This is a genomic window from Amycolatopsis sp. w19 (assembly GCF_051373225.1).
In the GTDB taxonomy this organism is placed as follows: domain Bacteria; phylum Actinomycetota; class Actinomycetes; order Mycobacteriales; family Pseudonocardiaceae; genus Amycolatopsis; species Amycolatopsis japonica.
In genome coordinates this window covers 20,017-38,138 of the sequence record NZ_JBPQFM010000023.1, presented here as the reverse complement: position 1 = coordinate 38,138, position 18,122 = coordinate 20,017, and the positions used below count along the sequence as shown (strand labels likewise).

At 70.7% G+C, this 18,122-nt stretch carries 15 protein-coding genes and 1 riboswitch; of the genes, 9 read left to right on the top strand and 6 right to left on the bottom strand.

From position 1 onward, the window contains the following. Positions 1–10: 10 nt before the first annotated feature. Positions 11–355 carry a DUF6223 family protein gene (locus ACSMFO_RS33275; protein ID WP_436461745.1) on the bottom strand — a complete coding sequence of 115 codons (345 nt, stop codon included), beginning with the start codon at positions 353–355 and terminating at the stop codon, positions 11–13. Positions 356–548: 193 nt separating this feature from the next. Here ACSMFO_RS33275 and ACSMFO_RS33270 point away from each other — a divergent pair, with 193 nt between their 5' ends. Both ACSMFO_RS33270 and ACSMFO_RS33265 read left to right on the top strand, forming a co-directional pair. Further along, the gene (locus ACSMFO_RS33270; RefSeq protein ID WP_436461744.1) at positions 549–1,646 is read left to right on the top strand and encodes a sensor histidine kinase; all 1,098 of its coding nucleotides are present in this window, start codon (positions 549–551) and stop codon (positions 1,644–1,646) included. Beyond that, positions 1,643–2,320 (top strand): response regulator, encoded by a 678-nt coding sequence (locus ACSMFO_RS33265; protein ID WP_436461743.1) that lies wholly within the window; start codon positions 1,643–1,645, stop codon positions 2,318–2,320. Before ACSMFO_RS33270 ends, ACSMFO_RS33265 begins: the two co-directional genes overlap by 4 nt. Here the strand turns inward: ACSMFO_RS33265 and ACSMFO_RS33260 are convergent. Both ACSMFO_RS33260 and ACSMFO_RS33255 read right to left on the bottom strand, forming a co-directional pair. Then, entirely contained in the window at positions 2,303–2,665 is a 363-nt protein-coding gene (locus ACSMFO_RS33260) for a DUF5313 family protein (RefSeq protein ID WP_436461742.1), read from the bottom strand. The two genes, ACSMFO_RS33265 and ACSMFO_RS33260, sit on opposite strands and share 18 nt — an antisense overlap. A 15-nt stretch (positions 2,666–2,680) precedes the next feature. Next, complete coding sequence (locus tag ACSMFO_RS33255) at positions 2,681–3,604, bottom strand: LysR substrate-binding domain-containing protein (RefSeq protein ID WP_436461741.1); 924 nt, start codon at positions 3,602–3,604, stop codon at positions 2,681–2,683. 73 nt (positions 3,605–3,677) lie between these two features. On the opposite strand from ACSMFO_RS33255, the gene ACSMFO_RS33250 reads away from it, so the two are divergent. After that, complete coding sequence (locus tag ACSMFO_RS33250; protein ID WP_436461740.1) at positions 3,678–4,673, top strand: DMT family transporter; 996 nt, start codon at positions 3,678–3,680, stop codon at positions 4,671–4,673. A gap of 126 nt (positions 4,674–4,799) precedes the next feature. Then, on the top strand, positions 4,800–5,006 hold the full coding sequence (locus ACSMFO_RS33245; RefSeq protein ID WP_436461799.1) for a Prokaryotic metallothionein: 207 nt from the start codon (positions 4,800–4,802) through the stop codon (positions 5,004–5,006). A 212-nt stretch (positions 5,007–5,218) separates the two neighbouring features. Here the strand turns inward: ACSMFO_RS33245 and ACSMFO_RS33240 are convergent, their stop codons facing one another. Together ACSMFO_RS33240 and ACSMFO_RS33235 are read right to left on the bottom strand one after the other, a co-directional pair. Beyond that, on the bottom strand, positions 5,219–6,952 hold the full coding sequence (locus ACSMFO_RS33240) for a cation:proton antiporter (protein ID WP_436461739.1): 1,734 nt from the start codon (positions 6,950–6,952) through the stop codon (positions 5,219–5,221). A gap of 349 nt (positions 6,953–7,301) precedes the next feature. After that, complete coding sequence (locus ACSMFO_RS33235) at positions 7,302–8,045, bottom strand: class I SAM-dependent methyltransferase (protein ID WP_436461738.1); 744 nt, start codon at positions 8,043–8,045, stop codon at positions 7,302–7,304. Positions 8,046–8,068: 23 nt separating this feature from the next. Continuing rightward, positions 8,069–8,223, top strand: a riboswitch (cobalamin riboswitch). An 80-nt stretch (positions 8,224–8,303) separates the two neighbouring features. Between ACSMFO_RS33235 and ACSMFO_RS33230 the strand changes: the two genes are divergently transcribed. Genes ACSMFO_RS33230 through ACSMFO_RS33215 form a run of 4 tightly spaced genes read left to right on the top strand, consistent with a single transcriptional unit; the run spans position 8,304 to position 12,871 of the window. Beyond that, entirely contained in the window at positions 8,304–9,812 is a 1,509-nt protein-coding gene (locus ACSMFO_RS33230; protein WP_436461737.1) for an ABC transporter substrate-binding protein, read from the top strand. Between the two features lies 1 nt (position 9,813). Next, a complete protein-coding gene (locus ACSMFO_RS33225; protein WP_436461736.1) occupies positions 9,814–10,755 on the top strand; it encodes an ABC transporter permease in 942 nt (313 codons plus the stop codon). Then, positions 10,749–11,534: an ABC transporter permease gene (locus ACSMFO_RS33220; RefSeq protein WP_436461735.1), complete on the top strand. Its 786-nt coding sequence runs from the start codon at positions 10,749–10,751 to the stop codon at positions 11,532–11,534. Before ACSMFO_RS33225 ends, ACSMFO_RS33220 begins: the two co-directional genes overlap by 7 nt. After that, positions 11,531–12,871, top strand: coding sequence for an ABC transporter ATP-binding protein (locus ACSMFO_RS33215; RefSeq protein ID WP_436461734.1), 1,341 nt, complete (start codon positions 11,531–11,533; stop codon positions 12,869–12,871). The genes ACSMFO_RS33220 and ACSMFO_RS33215 overlap by 4 nt, the downstream gene beginning before the upstream one ends. Before the next feature lie 8 nt (positions 12,872–12,879). Here ACSMFO_RS33215 and ACSMFO_RS33210 read toward each other — a convergent pair whose 3' ends face one another. Next, positions 12,880–14,511, bottom strand: coding sequence for a purine-cytosine permease family protein (locus ACSMFO_RS33210; RefSeq protein ID WP_436461733.1), 1,632 nt, complete (start codon positions 14,509–14,511; stop codon positions 12,880–12,882). A gap of 618 nt (positions 14,512–15,129) precedes the next feature. Here ACSMFO_RS33210 and ACSMFO_RS33205 point away from each other — a divergent pair. Further along, a complete protein-coding gene (locus ACSMFO_RS33205; RefSeq protein WP_436461732.1) occupies positions 15,130–18,117 on the top strand; it encodes an ATP-binding protein in 2,988 nt (995 codons plus the stop codon). Positions 18,118–18,122 lie beyond the last annotated feature (5 nt).

Below are 18,122 nucleotides of genomic sequence, written 5' to 3'. Positions count from 1 at the left end.
ATCGCGGACGTCACGCGACTTCGCCGGACACCTTCCCGGCACGACGGGAACGCGAAAGAGCCAGCCCGCCCAGAGCCGCGGCGATCAGCCCGACCATCAAGGCGAGAAACCCACCGACGATTCCGTAGCCCGTGCCAGGACCGCCCTTCGCCGCGGTCACCACGTAAACGCCGCCCGCCATGCCGAGCAGCCCCGCCGCCAGTGCCACGACGGCTCCTCGCCGCGTGTCACCGGACCGGCTTCGAGCGACGGCCAATCCGCCGACGACCACCCCGATCACCCCCACCAGCACGGCGATCAAGGACCACAGGCGCCCGGGAGTCAGGTAGGCGGCGGACAGCAAGTGGACGGTCATGGGGTGCTCCTTCGCTCGGTGACTGATGTCCGCAGATCGTGTCCGCCGGACCCGCCCCGCGTCGTCCGGTGAACGCAGGCATTCCGGACTGCCGCCGTGGTCGTGGAAATCCCGGGACTACCGCGTGTGTGGTAGTCGGGGGAGCGTCCGTGCGGAGGAGTCGCGCGCGGGGGCGGCTGGTTAGGGTTCTCGCATGAACAGGGTCTGGGACTGGGCGATCGCCGTCGGGGTGACGGTGGTCCTGCTGGTCACGGCACTGTCCGATCAGGACACCACCATGAACCCCCTCGGTTACGTGGTGCTGGTCGCCGGCGGCCTGGCGCTCGCCGCACATCGTCGGGCGCCCCTCACGGTCCTGGCCGTGACCGCGGCGTGCGCGCTGGGGTACCAGGCCATGGGTTTCACCGTGCCCGCCGTCGCCTACCTGGTCGCGGTCTACGCCACAGTCCGCGCCGGACACCGGATCGTCGCCGTCGCCGGGTCGGTGCTCATGATCGTCGCGCTCCCGCTCGTGCTTTTGGCCTCCGCCAACGCCTCTTCCGTCAGCGAGGCCTTCGCCCAGAGCCGTGACGCGCTCCAGCTGGCCTGGCTGATCGCCGCCGGCGCGGCGGGCGAAGCGCTGCGACAGGCCGAACGGCGGGCCGACGAGGCCGAGCGCAGCCGTGAGGAGACCGCGCGGCGCCGGGCCGACGAGGAACGGCTGCACATCGCGCGGGAACTGCACGATTCGCTCACCCACCAGATCTCCGTCATCAAGGTGCAGGCCGAGGTCGCCGTCCACCTGGCCACCAAACGGGGCGAGGCGGTGCCGGAATCGTTGCTGGCGATCCGTGAAGCCGGCCGTGAGGCGACCAGGGAGTTGCGCGCGACCCTGGAGGCCCTGCGCGACGACGACACGAATCCGCCGCACGGACTCGATCGGATCCCCGACCTGGTGGAACGGGCCCAGGCGGCCGGTCTGGACGCGACGCTCACCGTCGAAGGGCGGCGACACGATCTGCCCGCGGCCGTGGACCGCACCGCATACCGGATCGTTCAGGAATCCTTGACCAACATCGCCCGGCACGCCGCGGCGAAGACCGCGTCGGTGCGCATCGACCATCATCCCGACGCGCTGACGATCCAGGTCGAGGACGACGGCAAGGCCACTCCGGGCGCCGCACCGATCCCCGGTGTCGGGCTGCTGGGGATGCGTGAACGCGTCACCGCGCTCGGCGGCCGTCTCGACGCCGGACCAAAAGACACGGGCGGTTTCTCCGTCCGGGCCGTACTTCCCGTGGAGCGCTCGTGATTCGCGTCCTGCTGGTCGACGACCAGCCCCTTCTCCGCAGCGGATTCCGCGCGCTGCTCGACGTCGAGGACGACATCGAGGTCGTCGCCGAAGCCTCCGACGGGGGCGAAGGCGTGGCACTCGCCAGAAAACACTTGCCCGACATCGCGCTCGTCGACATCCAGATGCCCGGCATGGACGGCATCGAGGCGACCCTGCGCATCGCCGCCGACCCGGCCTTGGCAACCGTGCACGTCGTCATCCTGACCAACTACGGCTTGGACGAGTACGTCTTCAACGCGCTGCGCGCGGGCGCGGCGGGTTTCCTCGTCAAGGACATCGAGCCCGAAGACCTCCTGCACGCCGTCCGCGTCGCCGCGCGCGGTGACGCCCTGCTCGCGCCTTCGATCACGCGCAAGCTGATCGACCGGTACGTCACCGTCCCGCTCGGCGGCGGCAGCGGTTCCGGGCTGAAGGAACTGACCAACCGCGAACGCGAAGCGGTGGTCCTGGTCGCGCGGGGGCTGTCCAACGACGAGATCGCCGACCACATGGTGATCAGCCCGCTCACCGCGAAGACGCACATCAATCGCGCCATGACGAAACTCCACGCCCGCGACCGCGCGCAACTCGTGGTCCTCGCTTACGAATCAGGCCTGGTCACACCGGGCGAGCGATCAGGGCCAGCTGCCTGAGCCACCTCGGGCGGATCTGACCGCTTTTCCGGTGCCACGCGGGAAACCGTGTTTGCCGAGGCGGACCTCGGCCAGCTCGTCGGCGCTGGTCATCGTGAAGAACAGCCCCAGGAACAGGCTCAGCATCAACGCGCCCAGCACCGCGGGAACGGGTATCGGCGTGAGCGTCACCAGGAGCACGAACGCGATCGCGAGCCACGGCAACGCCTCGAAACAGATCCGGAGCGCGAACCGCAGCAGCCACGTGCGCGAGGTCGCGTCGTACAGCACCCACTCGCGATATCGCTCCGGCAGCCTGCGCCCGTAGACGTACTGCACCCATTGGATCGGACCTGGCCTGTCCATCGCGAATCACCTCCGCTACTGGGAGGGGTACCCATTTGCTGTCGCGTTCACCGCTTCTTGACGCGAGACCAGCGCGGCCAGCAGGGCGCGGATCGGCGGGCCCTGGTCGTCGGTCCGCCAGGCGACGCGGATTTCCCGGTGCAGCACCGGGCGAGTGCGGACGAACCGGATGCCGTCCGGGGTCGGCCGCTGGGCCATCTTGGGAACGAGCGCGACGGTGAGGCCCGCGGCGACCAGCGCGAGCTGTGTGGGGTACTCGGCGACGGCGAACCGGATGTCCGGCTCGGCGCCGAGTCCGCGCATGGTCTGCGTGAGCGCCACGTGGGCTTCCGTGCCCGCCGGGCAGCAGGTCCAGGTCTGTCCGGCGAGGTCGGCCAGGTCGACGACGGACCGGCCGGCGAGCGGATGATCCGCGGCGAGGGCGACCTCGGCCGGTTCCCGGACGAGCGTGCGTACGGCGACCCCCGCGGGCAGGAGCGGCGGCCGGGCCTCCCAGCTCTCCATCAGCAGCACGGTGAGCTCGTCGGTGAGCAGCCGGGGAAGCAGATCCACCACCTCACCGTCGCGCAGGGACACCGTGAGCCGTGGCCGGTCGGCGACCAGTTCGGCCAGCACGTCCGGCAGCAGCTCCCGGATCGCGCTGCCGACGGCCCCGATCCGGAGGGGGCCGGCCACCTCCCGATCCAGCGCGGCGAGATCGGCTTCGGCCGCGGCGACCTGGGCGAGCACTCGCACCGCGTGCTCGCCCAGCACCTGGCCCGCGCGAGTGAGCCGGATGCCGCGCCCCGCGGGTTCGAGCAGCGGGTGTCCGGTCTCCTTCTCCAGTTTGTTCAGCTGCTGCGACACCCCGGACGGCGTGACGTGCAGGACTTCCGCGGCGCGGGCGACGGACCCGTACTTCGCGACCGACGCGAGCGCTTGCAGCCGACCCAGATTCATGAAGCAATGCTACCGATTTCACCGTAGGAACATTCACTTTTGCTATGCGACCGGACTCGGCATAGTGATCGCCATGAGTGTTCGGGCACCCGATCGGCACCGCACGGCCGCGCTGCGCATCACCGGGGGCGCGGCGTGCACTTCGGTGTCGGCCGGGTTCGCCAAACTGTCCGGTGCGAGTCCGGGGACCACCGCGTTCCTGCGCTGCGCCATCGCGCTGACGGTGCTGGTCCCGCTGTCGATCCGGGAATGGCGGCGGATCGGGCCGCGGCCGTGGCGGCTGATGCGGTTCGACCTGGCGGCGGGGATGCTGCTCGGCATCGACTACGTGTTCTGGGTGGCCAGCATCGAGGACGTCGGCGCGTCCATCTCCACGGTGCTGCTCACCATTCAGGTGGTGGTGTTCCCGCTGCTCACCTGGTTGTTCCACGGATCGGCCCCGTCCAGGCGGTTCCTCGCGCTCATACCGGTCATGCTGATCGGCGTGACCATGGCGGCCGGCGTGATCGGCCAGGCCGAGCCGGGGACGGACCCGGTCGGCGGCATCGTGTTCGGCACCATCGCGGGCATCGCCTACGCGGGGTATCTGTTCTTCATGCGACAGGGCGGCGGGCAAGGCCATGTCGTGTTCCCGGTGTGCGCTTCCACGACGGCGGCGTGTGCCGCGGCGGTCGTGGTCGGCAGTGTGTGGACGGGGATCGACCTGGACCTCGACCTGGCCGCGTGGCTGTGGCTGATCGCGCTCGCATTGGTCGGGCAGGTGCTCGCCTGGCTCCTCATCGCGGGAGCGCTTTCCCAGCTGGCGCCTCAGGTGAGTGCCTCACTTCTGTTGCTGCACCCGGTTCTGGCCGTCGTGTTCGGTGTCATCGCCCTGCACGAGCGGCCGACCATCACGCAGCTGGCCGGATGTCTGCTGGTCGTCGTCAGTGTTTGGGCGGTGAGCCGGACTCCGCGGCGGGAACGTGTGTCTTTGGGCGAGCGGGGAAGATTCCGGCCGTCCAACGTCCAGGATCTTCCCCACTCGGTCGTCCGCCCGGGGCGTGACCGGCACGATCAAGGTTCGACGTAGATACACAAATGACCTGCGGATCAGCCGCAGCCCGCTCCCCTACGGTTGCCGGCGCCATACGCCGGGTAGCCCTCCACCATGACGAACTGCGAAGTCTGCGGAAACGACTACTAAAAGACGTTCGAGATCCACACCGTCGACGGAGCGAAGCACACCTTCGACTCCTTCGAATGCGCGATCCACCAACTGGCGCCGATCTGCGAGCACTGCGGCTGCCGCGTGGTCGGACACGGCATCCAGGTCGAGGATCGCTTCTTCTGCTGCGCGCACTGCGCCAGGGAGAGCTCGGTCGCCGGAGGAGACAAGGCACGCGACGCCGTCGCGACGTCCTGATCGTCAGACCGCGAACCGAAGAACCGCGCCTGACGGGACGATGTCCGCGCCTTCGGCCAGCACGGCCACCGGAAGCGCCTCGTCCGCGCGACCCCGTCCGCCGCCCTAGGCGTGACTCGCGTGCTCGGAAACCGGACTCGCGTGATTGGAGACGGATCTCCGAGTTCGGTGTTCAAGCACGCGAGATCCGTCCTTGAGCACGCGTGATCCGGTCAGGAGATCGGCCGGTCCGCCAGCTGTTCGAGCCTGGCCATCTCGACGTCGAGGGCGGTCTGGGCCCGGCTCAGCGCCTCGGAGCTGTACGCGCCGCTCGACCGGGCGTGCTGGAGACGTTCGGACTGTTCGGTCAGGACCCGCAGGCGCAACCGCAGGTACTGCTCGATCTGTTCCGGGGCCGGGCGGTCGCCCGGTGACGCGGGCGGGACGCGTACGTCCGAGCGCACCCGGTCCACGACCCGGTCACCGAAGGGCCCGTTGCCGGGATCCTCCAGGCCGGGATCGTCCAAAAGGGACGTCGCCGCGTCGGCCAGTTCGGTCGTGAGCCGGACGTACTCGCGCCGCAACCGGCCCGGGTCCTCCGGCGGCACGCGCGCCGCGCGGATGACCGCGGGCAACGTCATTCCCTGGACCAGCAGCGTCGTGGTCGCCACCACGTAGGCGATCAGGACCAGCAGGGCGCGGTCCGGCGTGTCCTGCGGAAGGGTCTGCGCCGCCGCGAGGGTGATCGCGCCGCGCATCCCCGCCCAGCCGAGCACCACCCCACCGCGCCAGCCCAAGGTCTCGGTGAGCCGGAACTCGACGTCGGCGGCGGCCCGGTCGAGCCGTTTCCGGAAATGCGCCACCCGCCTCGGTGACGCCTTGTCCAGCCGTTCGGTGACGGCGGGATTCGACTCGTCGCCCCGCAGCACCGCCTGCGTCGTTTCCAGCCGGGGCTTGAACCGAGCGGCCTTCCGCTGCTCGCGGTACAGGCCGCCGACCAAGGGCCCGACGAAGACGATGCGCGCGACGATGACGAGCGCCGACGCGGCCAGCCCGATGCCGAGCGCGCGCCACACGCTCGAACCGTCGTCGTGCACCTCGTCGATGAGGGTTTTGACGCTGAGTCCCATGAGCAGGAACATCGCGCTTTCCAGCAGGAAGGCCGCGGTGCGCCAGTTGACGGCCTCGGCGAGCCGATCCGTCGCGCGCAGATGCCGCGGGGCGAGGTGACCGGTCACGAGGCCGGCGACGACGACCGCGAGCACGCCAGAGGCTCCGGCCTCTTCGGCGGGCAGGAACGCGATGAAGGGGACCACGAAGGAGATCGCGGTGTTGAGCACGGCGTTGCCCAGCAACGCGCGCACCCGGACGTTGACGATCCCGACGAGCAATCCGATCCCGACCGCCACGACGACCGCGAAGACGAACTCTCCCACGATGCCCCAGACGGACACCGACCCGGCGACCGCGGCGACGGCCGACCGCAGCAGGACGAGCGCGGAGGCGTCGTTGACCAGTCCTTCGCCTTCGAGCACGGTCAGCAGCCGGGGCGGGAGGCCGAGCCGCCGTCCCACGGAGGTCGCGGCGACGGCGTCGGTGGGGCTGATGACCGCGCCGAGCGCGAACGCGGCGGGCCAGCCGATGTCCGGGATCAGCTCGTGGAACAGCCAGCCCGCGCCCAGGGTCGTCCCCACCACGAGCAGCACCGCGAGACCGGTGATCGGCCGGATGTTCCGCCGGAAATCGACCACCGGCATGTTCACCGCCGCCGAATACAGCAGCGGCGGGAGTACTCCGGCGAGGATCAGCTCCGGTTCGACCTCGGGATGCGGGACGCCGGGCAGGAAGCTCAGGCCGATACCGGCCACCACGAGGCTCAGCGGAGCGGCCACGTTGAGCCGTTCGGAGAACGCGGCCACCAGGACGATGCTGACGACACCGAGGACGACGACGAGGGTCAGGTTCACCGGGTTCACGTGTCCTCTCGCCGGTCAGTGGCTTGCCGTGTCCATTGGACACGAGGTCAGCGGACCCGCAAGTCGGAGCCGGTCAGTGCGGTGTGTCGCGAAAGCCACCTCGCCTGCGGTGCGCGAAGCCGCCCAGGTACCGAGGCCGCCGAACGCGTCGTGAGTGGCAAAGAGCGTTTCGGTGGCGACCGACAGGGTGAAGGGGACCTTCCCCTCATCGCACGAGCGGAAAGTCCCCTTCACCCCGGCCTGCGGTCCTCATGGGTGGCAGAGTCCGAGCAGGTGTTGCGAAAGCCACTTTCGCAACGTTGAAGGTTGCGAAAGCCACTTTCACAACATCCGGAGCCCTTCAGCGCAGCGCCGCCAGGACGTAGTCGTCGCCGGACTGCCACACCGGGGCCACCTCCGCGAAGCCCGCCGCCCGGAGCAGCCTGGTGTGCTCCTGCGGGCTGAGCCGGTTGCCGTAGCCGGTCGAGATGCCGCGCAACTCTTCGGCCGTGAAGCGCTCCCTCAGCGCGGGATCCGCGGCCACCGCCGCCCACCAGGTCTTCCAGTCCTCGTTGGCGTGGACCCCGGCACGGGCCGCGCGGCGCTCCTTGACGACTTCGGCGAGCTCGCGGATGGCCGGTTGCTCGTCGTAGAGGTGGTCGCCGTTCACGAGCGCTCCGCCCGCCCTCAGCGCGACGGCGAGGTCACGGTAGACCTCGGCGAGCCGCTCGGGGCGCAGCCAGTGCAACGCGGTCGTCGAGACCGCCGCGTCGACCGGCCGCCACTTCAGCCGGCCGCTCTCGGCGAGATCGGCCCGGACGTACTCGATGTCGCTCCGCTCCGGCCGGGTCGCGCGGGCGAGGGCGAGCAGGAACGGGTCGTCGTCGAGGCCGACGATCCGTGCGTGCGGTAACCGCCGGGCGAGCCTGGTGGTCAGCGAGCCGGGGCCGCAGCCTAGGTCCAGCACCAGCGGCTCGGCGACGTCGCGGCAGACGTGTTCGACGACGTCGATCACCACGGTGAAACGTTCTTCACGGTCGGCGACATAGCGTTCCTGCTGCACGTCCCACCGGCGGACCCAGTCCGCCGCGAGCTTCTCGTCCACCGGCCTCCCCTTCGTGATCTTGATCCTGTGTAGCACACGCCGGTCATGGGTTACCGTGTGCGCCACAACGTAAGAAGGTGCCCGTCGGGGGAAGCCGGTGTGAATCCGGCGCTGACCCGCAACCGTGATCGGCCGCCGAGCCGTGAGCCGGACTGCCCGCCGGACACCGCCAACCCCAACTGTCGTGGAGTGCGGAGCGGGGTCCCGTTCACGTGCGGTCGCGCGCCCGGGACAGTGCTCGACGTCCCGGAGGTCCCTATGACGCGTCATCCGCTCACCCGTCGGAGACTGCTCGCGCTGGCCGCGCTCACGCCGTTGGCCGCCTGCGGGACCGCGCCGGCGGACACGGGCCGGTTGCGAGTGGCGTTCGCCGCGGGCGGGTCGAAGGAAACCCTCGACCCGTCCCAGGTTTCGCTCTTCGTCGACCAGGCGCGGGCCAAGGCGCTCTTCGACACGCTGGTCGCCTACAACGCCGACACCTCCTTGCGACCGCGGCTGGCCGAGTCCTGGGAAAGCGACGTCGCCGGCACGCGCTGGCGGATCCGGCTGCGGCAGGCGGCCTTCCACGACGGTCGTCCGGTCACCGCGGACGACGTGCTCTACAGCTTCCGGCGGATCGCCGACCCCGCGCTGGCTTCCTCGTCGCGGCAATACTTCGCGAAGGTGGACTTCGCCCGCAGCAAAGCGGTGTCCCCCACCGAAATCGAGCTGACGCTGACCGCGCCCGACTTCGAATTCCCGTCGGGCTGGGGCGCTCCCGGCGCGGAGATCGTGCCCGCCGGGACGACGGACTTCACCGCGCCGGTCGGCTCGGGGCCGTTCCGTTTCGTCTCGTTCACCCCCGGCGACGCGGCGGTGTTCCGCAAGAACGAGTCGCATTGGGACGGCGCGCCGAGTATCGACGAGCTGGAATTCGTGCCGGTCAACGAAGAAACCGCGCGCGTCAACGCGTTGCTGTCCGGGCAGGTCGACTACGCCCACGACCTCGCGGCCGGAACCGCGGCGCGGCTGGCGGGCGACGGACGCGTGTCACTGCTCGAAGCCAAGGGAACGACGATGCAGGGCATGATGCTGCGCCTGACGCAACCCCCGTTCTCCGACCCGAGGCTGGTGCACGCCGTACTGTCCGGAGTGGACAGAGAGGCGTTGAACCGCGTCGCGCTGGCCGGACGCGGGGAGATCGGCAACGACCTGTTCGGCAAGGGACTTCGCGGGTATGCCGCGGACATCCCCCAACGCCGCCGCGATGTGGACCTGGCCCGGTCGCTCGTCCGCGAGGCGGGCGCGGAAGGGCTGGCCTTCGCTGTCGAGACCAGCGACGTCGACCCGGGTTTCGCCACCGCGGCCACGCTGATTTCCCAGCAGCTCAAGGAGATCGGGCTCGCCGCCACCCTGAACACCCGCGCGTCGAGCACCTATTTCAGCGAGGTCAAGACCAAGGGCGTCGCCGCGCTCACCCGCACGGCCACCCTGCCCGTCCCGACGTTCCTCAACCAGCGCTTCCGCACGCGCGGCTCGAACAACGTGAACGGCTTCGGCTCGCCGGAGTTCGACGCGCTGCTGGATCGCGCCACGGCCACCGCGGACGAACGCGCCAGGCTGGCGCTGTTCGGCGACGCGCAACGGATCGTCCACGAAACCGGCGGTCTGCTCGCCTGGGGGTTCAGCACCTGGACGATCGCCGTGTCGAAACGGGTTTCCGGGGTGGTGACCGCGCCGCCGAACACCTTCGATTGGGCTCGGTTCGACCGCGCCCGGCTGTCCTGACGTGCGGGGTCACGTCGTACGACGGCTGGGTTTCGCCATGGTGCAGGCGATGTTCGTGCTGGTCGCGACGTTCGCCGTGACCGCGTTGCTGCCGGGCGACGCGGCCTCGGTCGTGCTCGGCGAACAGGCCACCGACGAGCAGGTGGCGACCGTCCGCCATCAGCTCGGGCTCGACCAGCCGCTGCTCGACCGGTTCGGGAACTGGCTTTCGGGGCTGGTCACCGGCGATCTCGGCCGGTCGCTCGTGACCGGCGCCCCGGTGGCCGACGAGATCGTCCGCCGTTTCGCCGCCACCGCGGCGCTCGCCGGGGTGACGCTGCTCGTGCTCGTTCCGCTCGCGCTGGTCGTCGGGGTGGTCTGCGGGCTGCGCGAAGGATCGCGGATCGACCGCGTGCTCACCGCGGTCACGCTGTTCCTGCATTCGATCCCCGAGTTCGTCCTCGGGCTGCTGCTGGTCGCGGGTTTCGCCGTGCACACCGGACTCCTTCCGGCCACCGCGGCCGGAACGGATCCGGCCGCGCGGCCCGAAGTGCTGGTGCTGCCGGTGATCGTGCTGGTCGCCCGGCAGCTGTGCGACGTCGCCCGGCAGCTGCGGATCGGGATCGCCGAGCAGACCCGGGGTCCGGTGGCCGAGCATCTGCGCCTGCTCGGGCTGCCCGAACGCACCGTGGTGCTGCGCCATCTCCTGCCCGCGGCCGCGGCTCCCGCCGTGCAGCAGCTCGCCCGCGCCGTCGAAGGACTGCTGACCGGCACGGTGATCGTCGAATCCCTGTTCGCGATCACCGGGCTCGGCACGGGTTTCGTCGAAGCCGTGCAGAACCGGGACATCCCGCAGGTGCAGGGTTACGTGCTGGTGTTCGCCGGCGTGGTCGTGCTCGGGAACCTCGCCGCCGATCTGGTCGCCCACCGGCTGACCCCGCGCCGGGAGCTGGTCACGTGGTGAGCCGGGCACTCGGGTGGTCGCTGCTCGCGATACCGCTCCTGCTCGCGGTGGCCGGGCCGGTGCTCGCGGGCCCCGTGGTGTCGGTCGGCGCGCCCTGGCAGGCGCCGGACGCCGCGCATCCGCTGGGCACCGACGTTCTCGGCCGCGACGCGCTCACGGTGATCCTCGCGGGCGGGCTTCCCGTGATCGGGATGACGGTCGCCGCGCTCCTGCTCGCCTATCTGGCCGCGCTGCCGCTCGGTCTCTTCGCCGCGGGGCACGGACGGCGGGCCGACGAAACCGTGATGCGCTCCCTCGACCTCGTGCTGGCCTTCCCGTCGCTGCTGGTGCTCATGGTGCTCGCCGCGACCGGGCACCGCGGGCCCGGTGTGCTCATCCCGGCCGTGGCCGTCCTCCAGGTACCGGCGATCACCCGCGTGGTGCGGGCGGCCGCACTGGCGCCCGGCTGCCGTACTGCCGTGGAAGCCCTGACCCTGCAAGGAAAACCTTGGTGGCGCATCCAGCTCGGCTACGTCGCCCGGCACGTCACCGGCCCGGTCGCGACCGACGCCGGCACCAGGCTCGGCGTGGTGCTCTACCTGCTGGCGTCGGCGAACTTCCTCGGCTTGGGCCTGCCCGCCGACTCCCCGGACTGGGCCGTGGTCATCGAACGCAACAGCGAGGCCCTCTACACCGCACCCGCGGTGGTCCTCGTGCCCGCCGCACTGCTGATGGCGCTGTGCGTCGGCACGAACCTCGTCACCGATCGGCTGCTCGCCGCCCGGCGGGTGATCGCGTGACCGTCCTGGAGATCACCGGCCTGTCCGCCCGCGCCGGGGAAACCGTTCTGCTCGACGACGTCTCACTGACCCTCGAACCGGGCCGCGTCCTCGTCGTGCTCGGCGCGTCCGGCGCGGGGAAGACCACCCTGGGCCTCGCCGCGACCGGACGGGCACGCCCGGGGATCACGCTGTCCGGTTCGGTCCGGACGGCCGGGGCCGTCGGCCATCTGCCGCAGCAACCGTCGGCGGTGCTGGACCCGGTCCGCCGCTGCGGACCGGTGCTGGCCGAACTCGCCGGGCTTCACCACCGTGGCCGCGCCGCACGGTTGGCGGCGGCCCGCACCGCCCTGGCGGAGGCGGGACTGGAGCCGGAGCTGTGGCGCCGGTTCCCGCATCAGCTGTCCGGCGGGCAGCAGCAACGCATGGCGCTGGCCACCACCCTCGTGACCCGGCCTCGCGTGCTCGTGCTCGACGAGCCGACCAGTGGTCTCGACGAGGCGAACAGGGCCGTGCTCACCGCCAGGCTCGCGGAGCTTTCCCGCTCCGGTACGGCGTTGCTGGTCCTGACCCACGACCTCACGCTGGCGCGTGCCCTGGACGGCGACGTCGCCGAACTCCGCGACCACCGTCTCCTGCCGTGCGAGGGCGTCCCCGAATACGCGCGCCTCGACGAGCCCGCGCCCCCGTCGCCGACGTCGCCGGTGCTCGTCGTTCGCGGACTCACGGTGCGTGCCGGGCGGACGCCGCTCATCGAGGACGTCGATCTGGAGGTGGCGGCGAGCAGCCGCACCATGCTCACCGGCGTCTCGGGAGCGGGCAAGACGACACTCGGCCGCGCACTCGCCGGATTGACCCCGCCGACCGCGGGCACGATCGAAGTCGACGGCGTCCGGCTTCCCCGCCTCGCCCGTCGTCGCGACCGCGCGCAACTGCGAGCCGTCCAATACGTCCACCAGGACAGCCGCGCGTCCTTCGACGAGTTCCGCGGGGTGCTCGACCAAGTGGCCGACACCGCACGCCTTCTTCGCGGTCTCGGTCGCGAAGAAGCCCGGCTCGAAGCGACGGAGATCCTGGATGCCCTCGGCGTCGACCCGGCCGACCGCCGCCCCGGTCTGCTCTCCGGCGGCCAGCTCCAGCGCTGTGCCGTGGCCCGCGCGCTCCTTGCCCGTCCCAAGGTCCTCGTCTGCGACGAGCCGACCTCCGCCCTCGACGCGGCCAACCGCGCCCGGCTCTGGGATTTCGTGACCGCGACGGCGCTCCGGCACGGCATCGCGCTGCTCGTGATCAGCCACGACACCGCGGCCGCCCCGTTCGTCGACGGCACGTTCACCATGGCCGGTGGACGTCTTGCCTGAGCCTTCGATCACGGCCGGGCGGGAAGGATGTGGCGTCCTTCGCGGTCCGTGCTCAGGCACAACGAGCAGATCGTCCCGCCGGTCGCGGACGCCGTCATGTCGGAGCGCTCATAGGCCTCTCCGCAGACCTCGCAGTCGTAGTGGGTGCCGCTCGGATTGCCGTCTTCGTCCAGTAGTGGCTCGATAATGCCGTCATCGGTGCGGCGCAGGTAGAAACGTCCTCGGGTGAGCACCGCCATCAACGGGGTCAGCACGATCGCGACCACCACCGCGACCAACGGCGAGTACGGCCGGAGGCCGGCCCCGAAGAGTCCGAAGTAGACGGAGATGGACAGGAGCGAGGAACCCAGGAACGCGACGACACCGACCGGGTTGACCGCGAACAGCATGCCGCGCCGGAATTCCGGCTGTTTCGGCGAGAGCCCGAGCACGAACTTGTTGATCGCGATGTCGGTGGCGACGGTGACCACCCACGCCATCGCGCAGTTCGAGTAGAAGCTCAAGATGCCGTTGAGGAAGCTGAACATGTCCGCCTCCATCAGGATCAGCGCGATGGCCAGGTTCACCAGCACGAACACCAGCCTGCCCGGATAGCGTTTCGTGATCCGGGTGAAGGAGTTCGTCCAGGCCAGCGATCCGGAATAGGCGTTGGTGACGTTGATCTTGACCTGGCTGAGCACCACCAGGACCAGTGCCAGCGGTACCACCAGCCAAGACGGCAGGACTTCGGTGAACACGCCGGTGAACTGCTCGATCGGCTCGACGGCGGCCGCCTTGCCCACCGCGTCGAGGATGTAGACCGCCATGAACACACCGATCGCCTGCTTGATCGCGCCGAAGAACACCCATCCCGGCCCGGCCAGCACCATCGAGGTCCACCAGGCGCGCCGGTTCTCCGCCGTACGCGGCGGCATGAACCGCAGGTAGTCGACCTGCTCCCCGATCTGCCCCATGAGCGAAAGGCACACTCCGGCACCGAGCATGATCGCGGCCGTGCTCAGCCCGGCGCCGCCCTCGCCTTCGTAGGACAGCCACCGCTGGACCGAGCCGGGATCCTTCACGACGAGGAACACCAGCGGGGCCACCATCAGCAGCAGCCACAGCGGATTCGTCCAGCTCTGCAGTTTCGCCAGTACCTTCATGCCGTAGACGACCAGCGGGATGATGACCAGGGTGGACACGAGGTAGCCGAGCCACAACGGCAGCGATATCGCGTACTTGAGGCCCTGCGCCATGATCGAGCCTTCGAGCGCGAAGAAGATGAAGGTGAAGCTGGCGAAGATGACGCTGGTGAGCACCGAACCGTAGTAGCCGAAACCGGAACCGCGGGTGATCAGGTCGAGGTCGATGTTGTACCGGGCGGCGTAGTAGGCCAGCGGGAACCCGGTCACGAAGATGATCACCGCCGCCAGGGCGATCGCCAGCAGCGCGTTGCCCGTGCCGTGGGTCAGGCCGATACCGGCGCCGATCGAGAAGTCCGCCATGTAGGCGATCCCGCCCAACGCGGAAGCGCCGACCACCGCCGGTGTCCAGCGACGGTACGTCCTCGGCGCGAATCGGAGGGTGTAGTCCTCGAGGGTTTCCTTGGTCGCGCCGAGGCCGGCGGGCGCGGCGCGGGTCTCCGATTCTTCGATGGTCATGACCGAGGTCTCCTCCAGGGCACCGGGGACGGGAGCCAGAAGGTACGAACGCCTCGTTTCCGCCCGTCCGCCCGGTTGTGACGGGCGGGTTTCCGTGTGTTGCCGGATGTCGGCGCGGCCGTTAACAAGGCGGGTAGGGCGAAGGCGGCGTGTTGCGAAAGCCACTTTCGCAACGTTGGAGGTTGGGAAAGTGGCTTTCGCAACGTCAGCGGCCACGGCCGCCCTAGAGCGACAACCTTAGAGGGCGAAATGTCTGATTGACACCCAGCTGCACGGTTTCCCAGTCATGGCGACCTTCAGGAAGTGTCCACAAGGGACATTCCGCGCCGGCCAGGTGTCCAGTTCATGCCTGTATGAGAGATTTCAGAGGGGTCGCGAGTGATAAAGGCGGTTATTGAGGGGTAAGGCAAAGGTGGCGTGTCGCGAAAGCCACTTTCGGGACGTCTGATGTCCCGAAAGTGGCTTTCGCGACATCAGCGCGGCCGGGTCCCTTCACGAGTCGTCCGCCTGGACACGCGTGTCGTCCGTCTGATCACGCGTGTCGTCGCCACTCACGACGCCGCCCGAAGCGCCCGAGTCGCCGCTCACGACGAACCAGAGTGGGCCAGAATCGACGGCGTGCAGTTCGCCATCCTCGGGCCGGTCGAAGCCCGCCGCCCCGACGGGACGCCCGTCGCGCTCGGCGGGCCGCAGCTGCGGGGTCTGCTCGCCCTCCTCGCGCTCGACGCCGGGCGGATCGTCGGCGCCGACCGGCTGATCGACGGCCTGCACGGCGACCATCCGCCCGAGGGCGCCGCCGAGGCCCTGCAGTCCCAGGTCTCCCGGCTCCGGCGGCGGTTGAAGGACGGCGGCGCACCCGACGGGCTCGTCGAGTTCACCCCGGCCGGATACCGCCTGGCCGTGGATCCGCAGGACGTCGACCTCCACCGTTTCGAACGCCTCACCGCCCAGGCGCGGGAGACCGCCGAGGCGGACACGAAGCTCGCGCTCTTCACCGAAGCCCTGGCGCTGTGGCGCGGGCCTGCTCTCGACGGGCTCGCCGACCCACCGCGCGCGGCCCGGCTCGCCGAACTGCGGCTGGCCGCGATCGAGGACCGCGTCGAGGCCGGGCTTGCCTTGGCACAGCACGAAAAGCTCGTCGCCGAACTCCGTGAGCTCGCGCGGGAACATCCGCTGCGGGAACGGCTCACCGCCCAGCTCGTCCGCGCCCTGCACGGCAGCGGCCGGTCCGCCGAGGCGCTCGCCGTGTTCGCCGAGGCCCGCGGCCGCCTCGCCGACGAACTGGGCGCCGACCCGTCCGCGGATCTCGCCGACGCGCACGCCGCCGTCTTGCGAGGGTCACCGGCCCGCCGGATTCCCGTGCCGCTCACGGACTTCGTCGGCCGCGACGAACTCGGCCGGCTCGTCGCCGCGCTCGGGACGACGCGGCTCGTCACGCTCACGGGGCCCGGCGGAGCGGGCAAGACGCGGCTCGCCGTCGAAGCGACTTCCTTGCAGGACGGCGAAGTCTGCTTCGTCGAACTCGCCGCGGCGACCGAGGTCGCGCCCGCCGTCCTCGCCGCGCTGGGCCTGCGCGAACAAGGCGTCCTGACGCCGGGGGCGGTTTCGGAGCCCGCCGACCGCCTGGTCGCCGGGCTCGCCGACCGGTCGCCGCTGCTCGTCCTCGACAACTGCGAACACGTCGTCGAAGAAGCCGCGCGGCTGGTGCGGCGCCTGCTGTCGGAGTGCCCTGGCCTGCGGGTGCTCGTCACGAGCCGCGAAGCGCTGGGCCTGACCGGCGAAACGCTGGTACCGGTCGGTCCCCTGCCCGCGGGCGCCGCCGCCCGGTTGTTCACCGAGCGGGCCGCGGCGGTCGCTCCCGGGCGAACGCCGGACCCGGCCGCCGTGACCCGGATCTGCGCCGAGCTCGACGGTCTTCCGCTGGCGATCGAGCTCGCCGCCGCGCGGTTGCGGACCCTGTCCGCCGCCGATGTCGCCGCCCGGCTCGGCGACCGGTTCGGGCTGCTGTCCCGCGGCGAGCGGACCGCCGAACCGCGGCACCGGACGCTGCGCGGTGTCGTCGAGTGGAGCTGGGACCTCCTCGACCCGCGGGAACAGCGGCTGGCCGGCCGGTTCTCGGTGTTCGCCGGTGGCGCGAGGCTCGACGCCGTCGAACGCGTCTGCGCCGTGCCCGACGCGGAAGGCGTGCTGGCCGGACTGGTCGAGAAGTCCTTCGTCGAGTTCGGCGGCGGCCGGTACCGGATGCTGGAGACCATCCGCGCGTTCTGCGCCGGGCACGGCGAGGACCGGCGTGCCGAACACGCCCAGTACTTCCTCGATCTCGCCCTCACGTCCGAACCGAAGCTGCGCGGCGCGGACCAGCTCGTGACGCTGGAAGCCCTGAGCGCCGAGCACGCCGAACTGCACGCCGCCCTGCGCTGGAGCGTGACCGCCGCCCCGGACCTCGCCTTGCGGCTCATCGCGGCCCTGACCTGGTACTGGTGGTTGCGTGGGCTGCGCGGCGAAGCGACACAGTTCGCGGACGCCGCGCTCGCCGCCATCGGCCCCGGACCGCCGCCGGGGCTGACCGAGGAATACGTCCTCGGTCTCGTCCACGCGTCGGCCGCCGATGTCGGGATCGAACCGATCCTGCGGCGGCTCGACGGCCCGCTGCGCTACCCGTACCTGTTCCTGCTGTGGGCGTTTTCCCCGCACCCCAAGGCGAAGGAGGGGGAACGGCTCGCCGCGCTCATCGGCGACGATCGGTGGTCGCGGGCGTTCGCGCGGATCAGCGACGGCCTCGGCGCGCAGTACAACGGCCGGATCGCCGACGCCGAGAAGCACTTCTCCGCGTCACTGGCCGGATTCCGCGAACTGGGTGACCGCTGGGGTGCGGCGAGCACGCTGGAGAAGCTCGCCGAGTTCGCGGACTGGCGCGGCGATCACGTCCGGTTCCGCGAACTGATGGACGAATCCGTGCGTCTGGCCGCGGAACTCGGTTCCTTCGAAGACGCCGCCGATCTGCTCTGCCGCCGCGCCGACGGCATCCTGCGCGCGGGTGACATCGAGGCCGCGAAAGCCGACTACGAAGCCGCCAGCCAAGCGCGCGGCAACCCGCTGACGCTCGCGCGGGCCCGAGGCGGGCTGGGCGAGATCGCCCGTCGCGAGGGCGACCTGGCGACGGCCCGGCGCTGGTACACCGCCGCACTCGCCCTGGAGACCGGCCCAGTGACCGGCGGCGAGACACGGATCCGGCTCCACACCGGCTTCGGCTGGACGATGGCCGCCGTCGGCGACCTCGACGCGGCGACCGAACTGCACCAGGAAGCGCTCGCGACCGCGCTGGAATACGCGAATCTGCCCGGCGCGGCCCAGGCGATCGAGGGGCTGGCCGGGGTCCTCGCCGCGCGTGACGAGGACGAGCGGGCGGCGTTCCTGCTCGGCGTGGCGGTCGGGCTGCGCGGCGCGCCCGTCGCCGGGGACGCCGACGTCGACGGAGTGGTGCACCGCGTCCAGGCCCGCATCGGCCCCGACGCCTACTCCGGCGCGTTCGCCCGTGGCCGGGAAATGCCTCCTGACCAGGCGATCCACGAACTCGGTCAGCGGCGGTTCGCGCTCGGTTCGTGACCGGT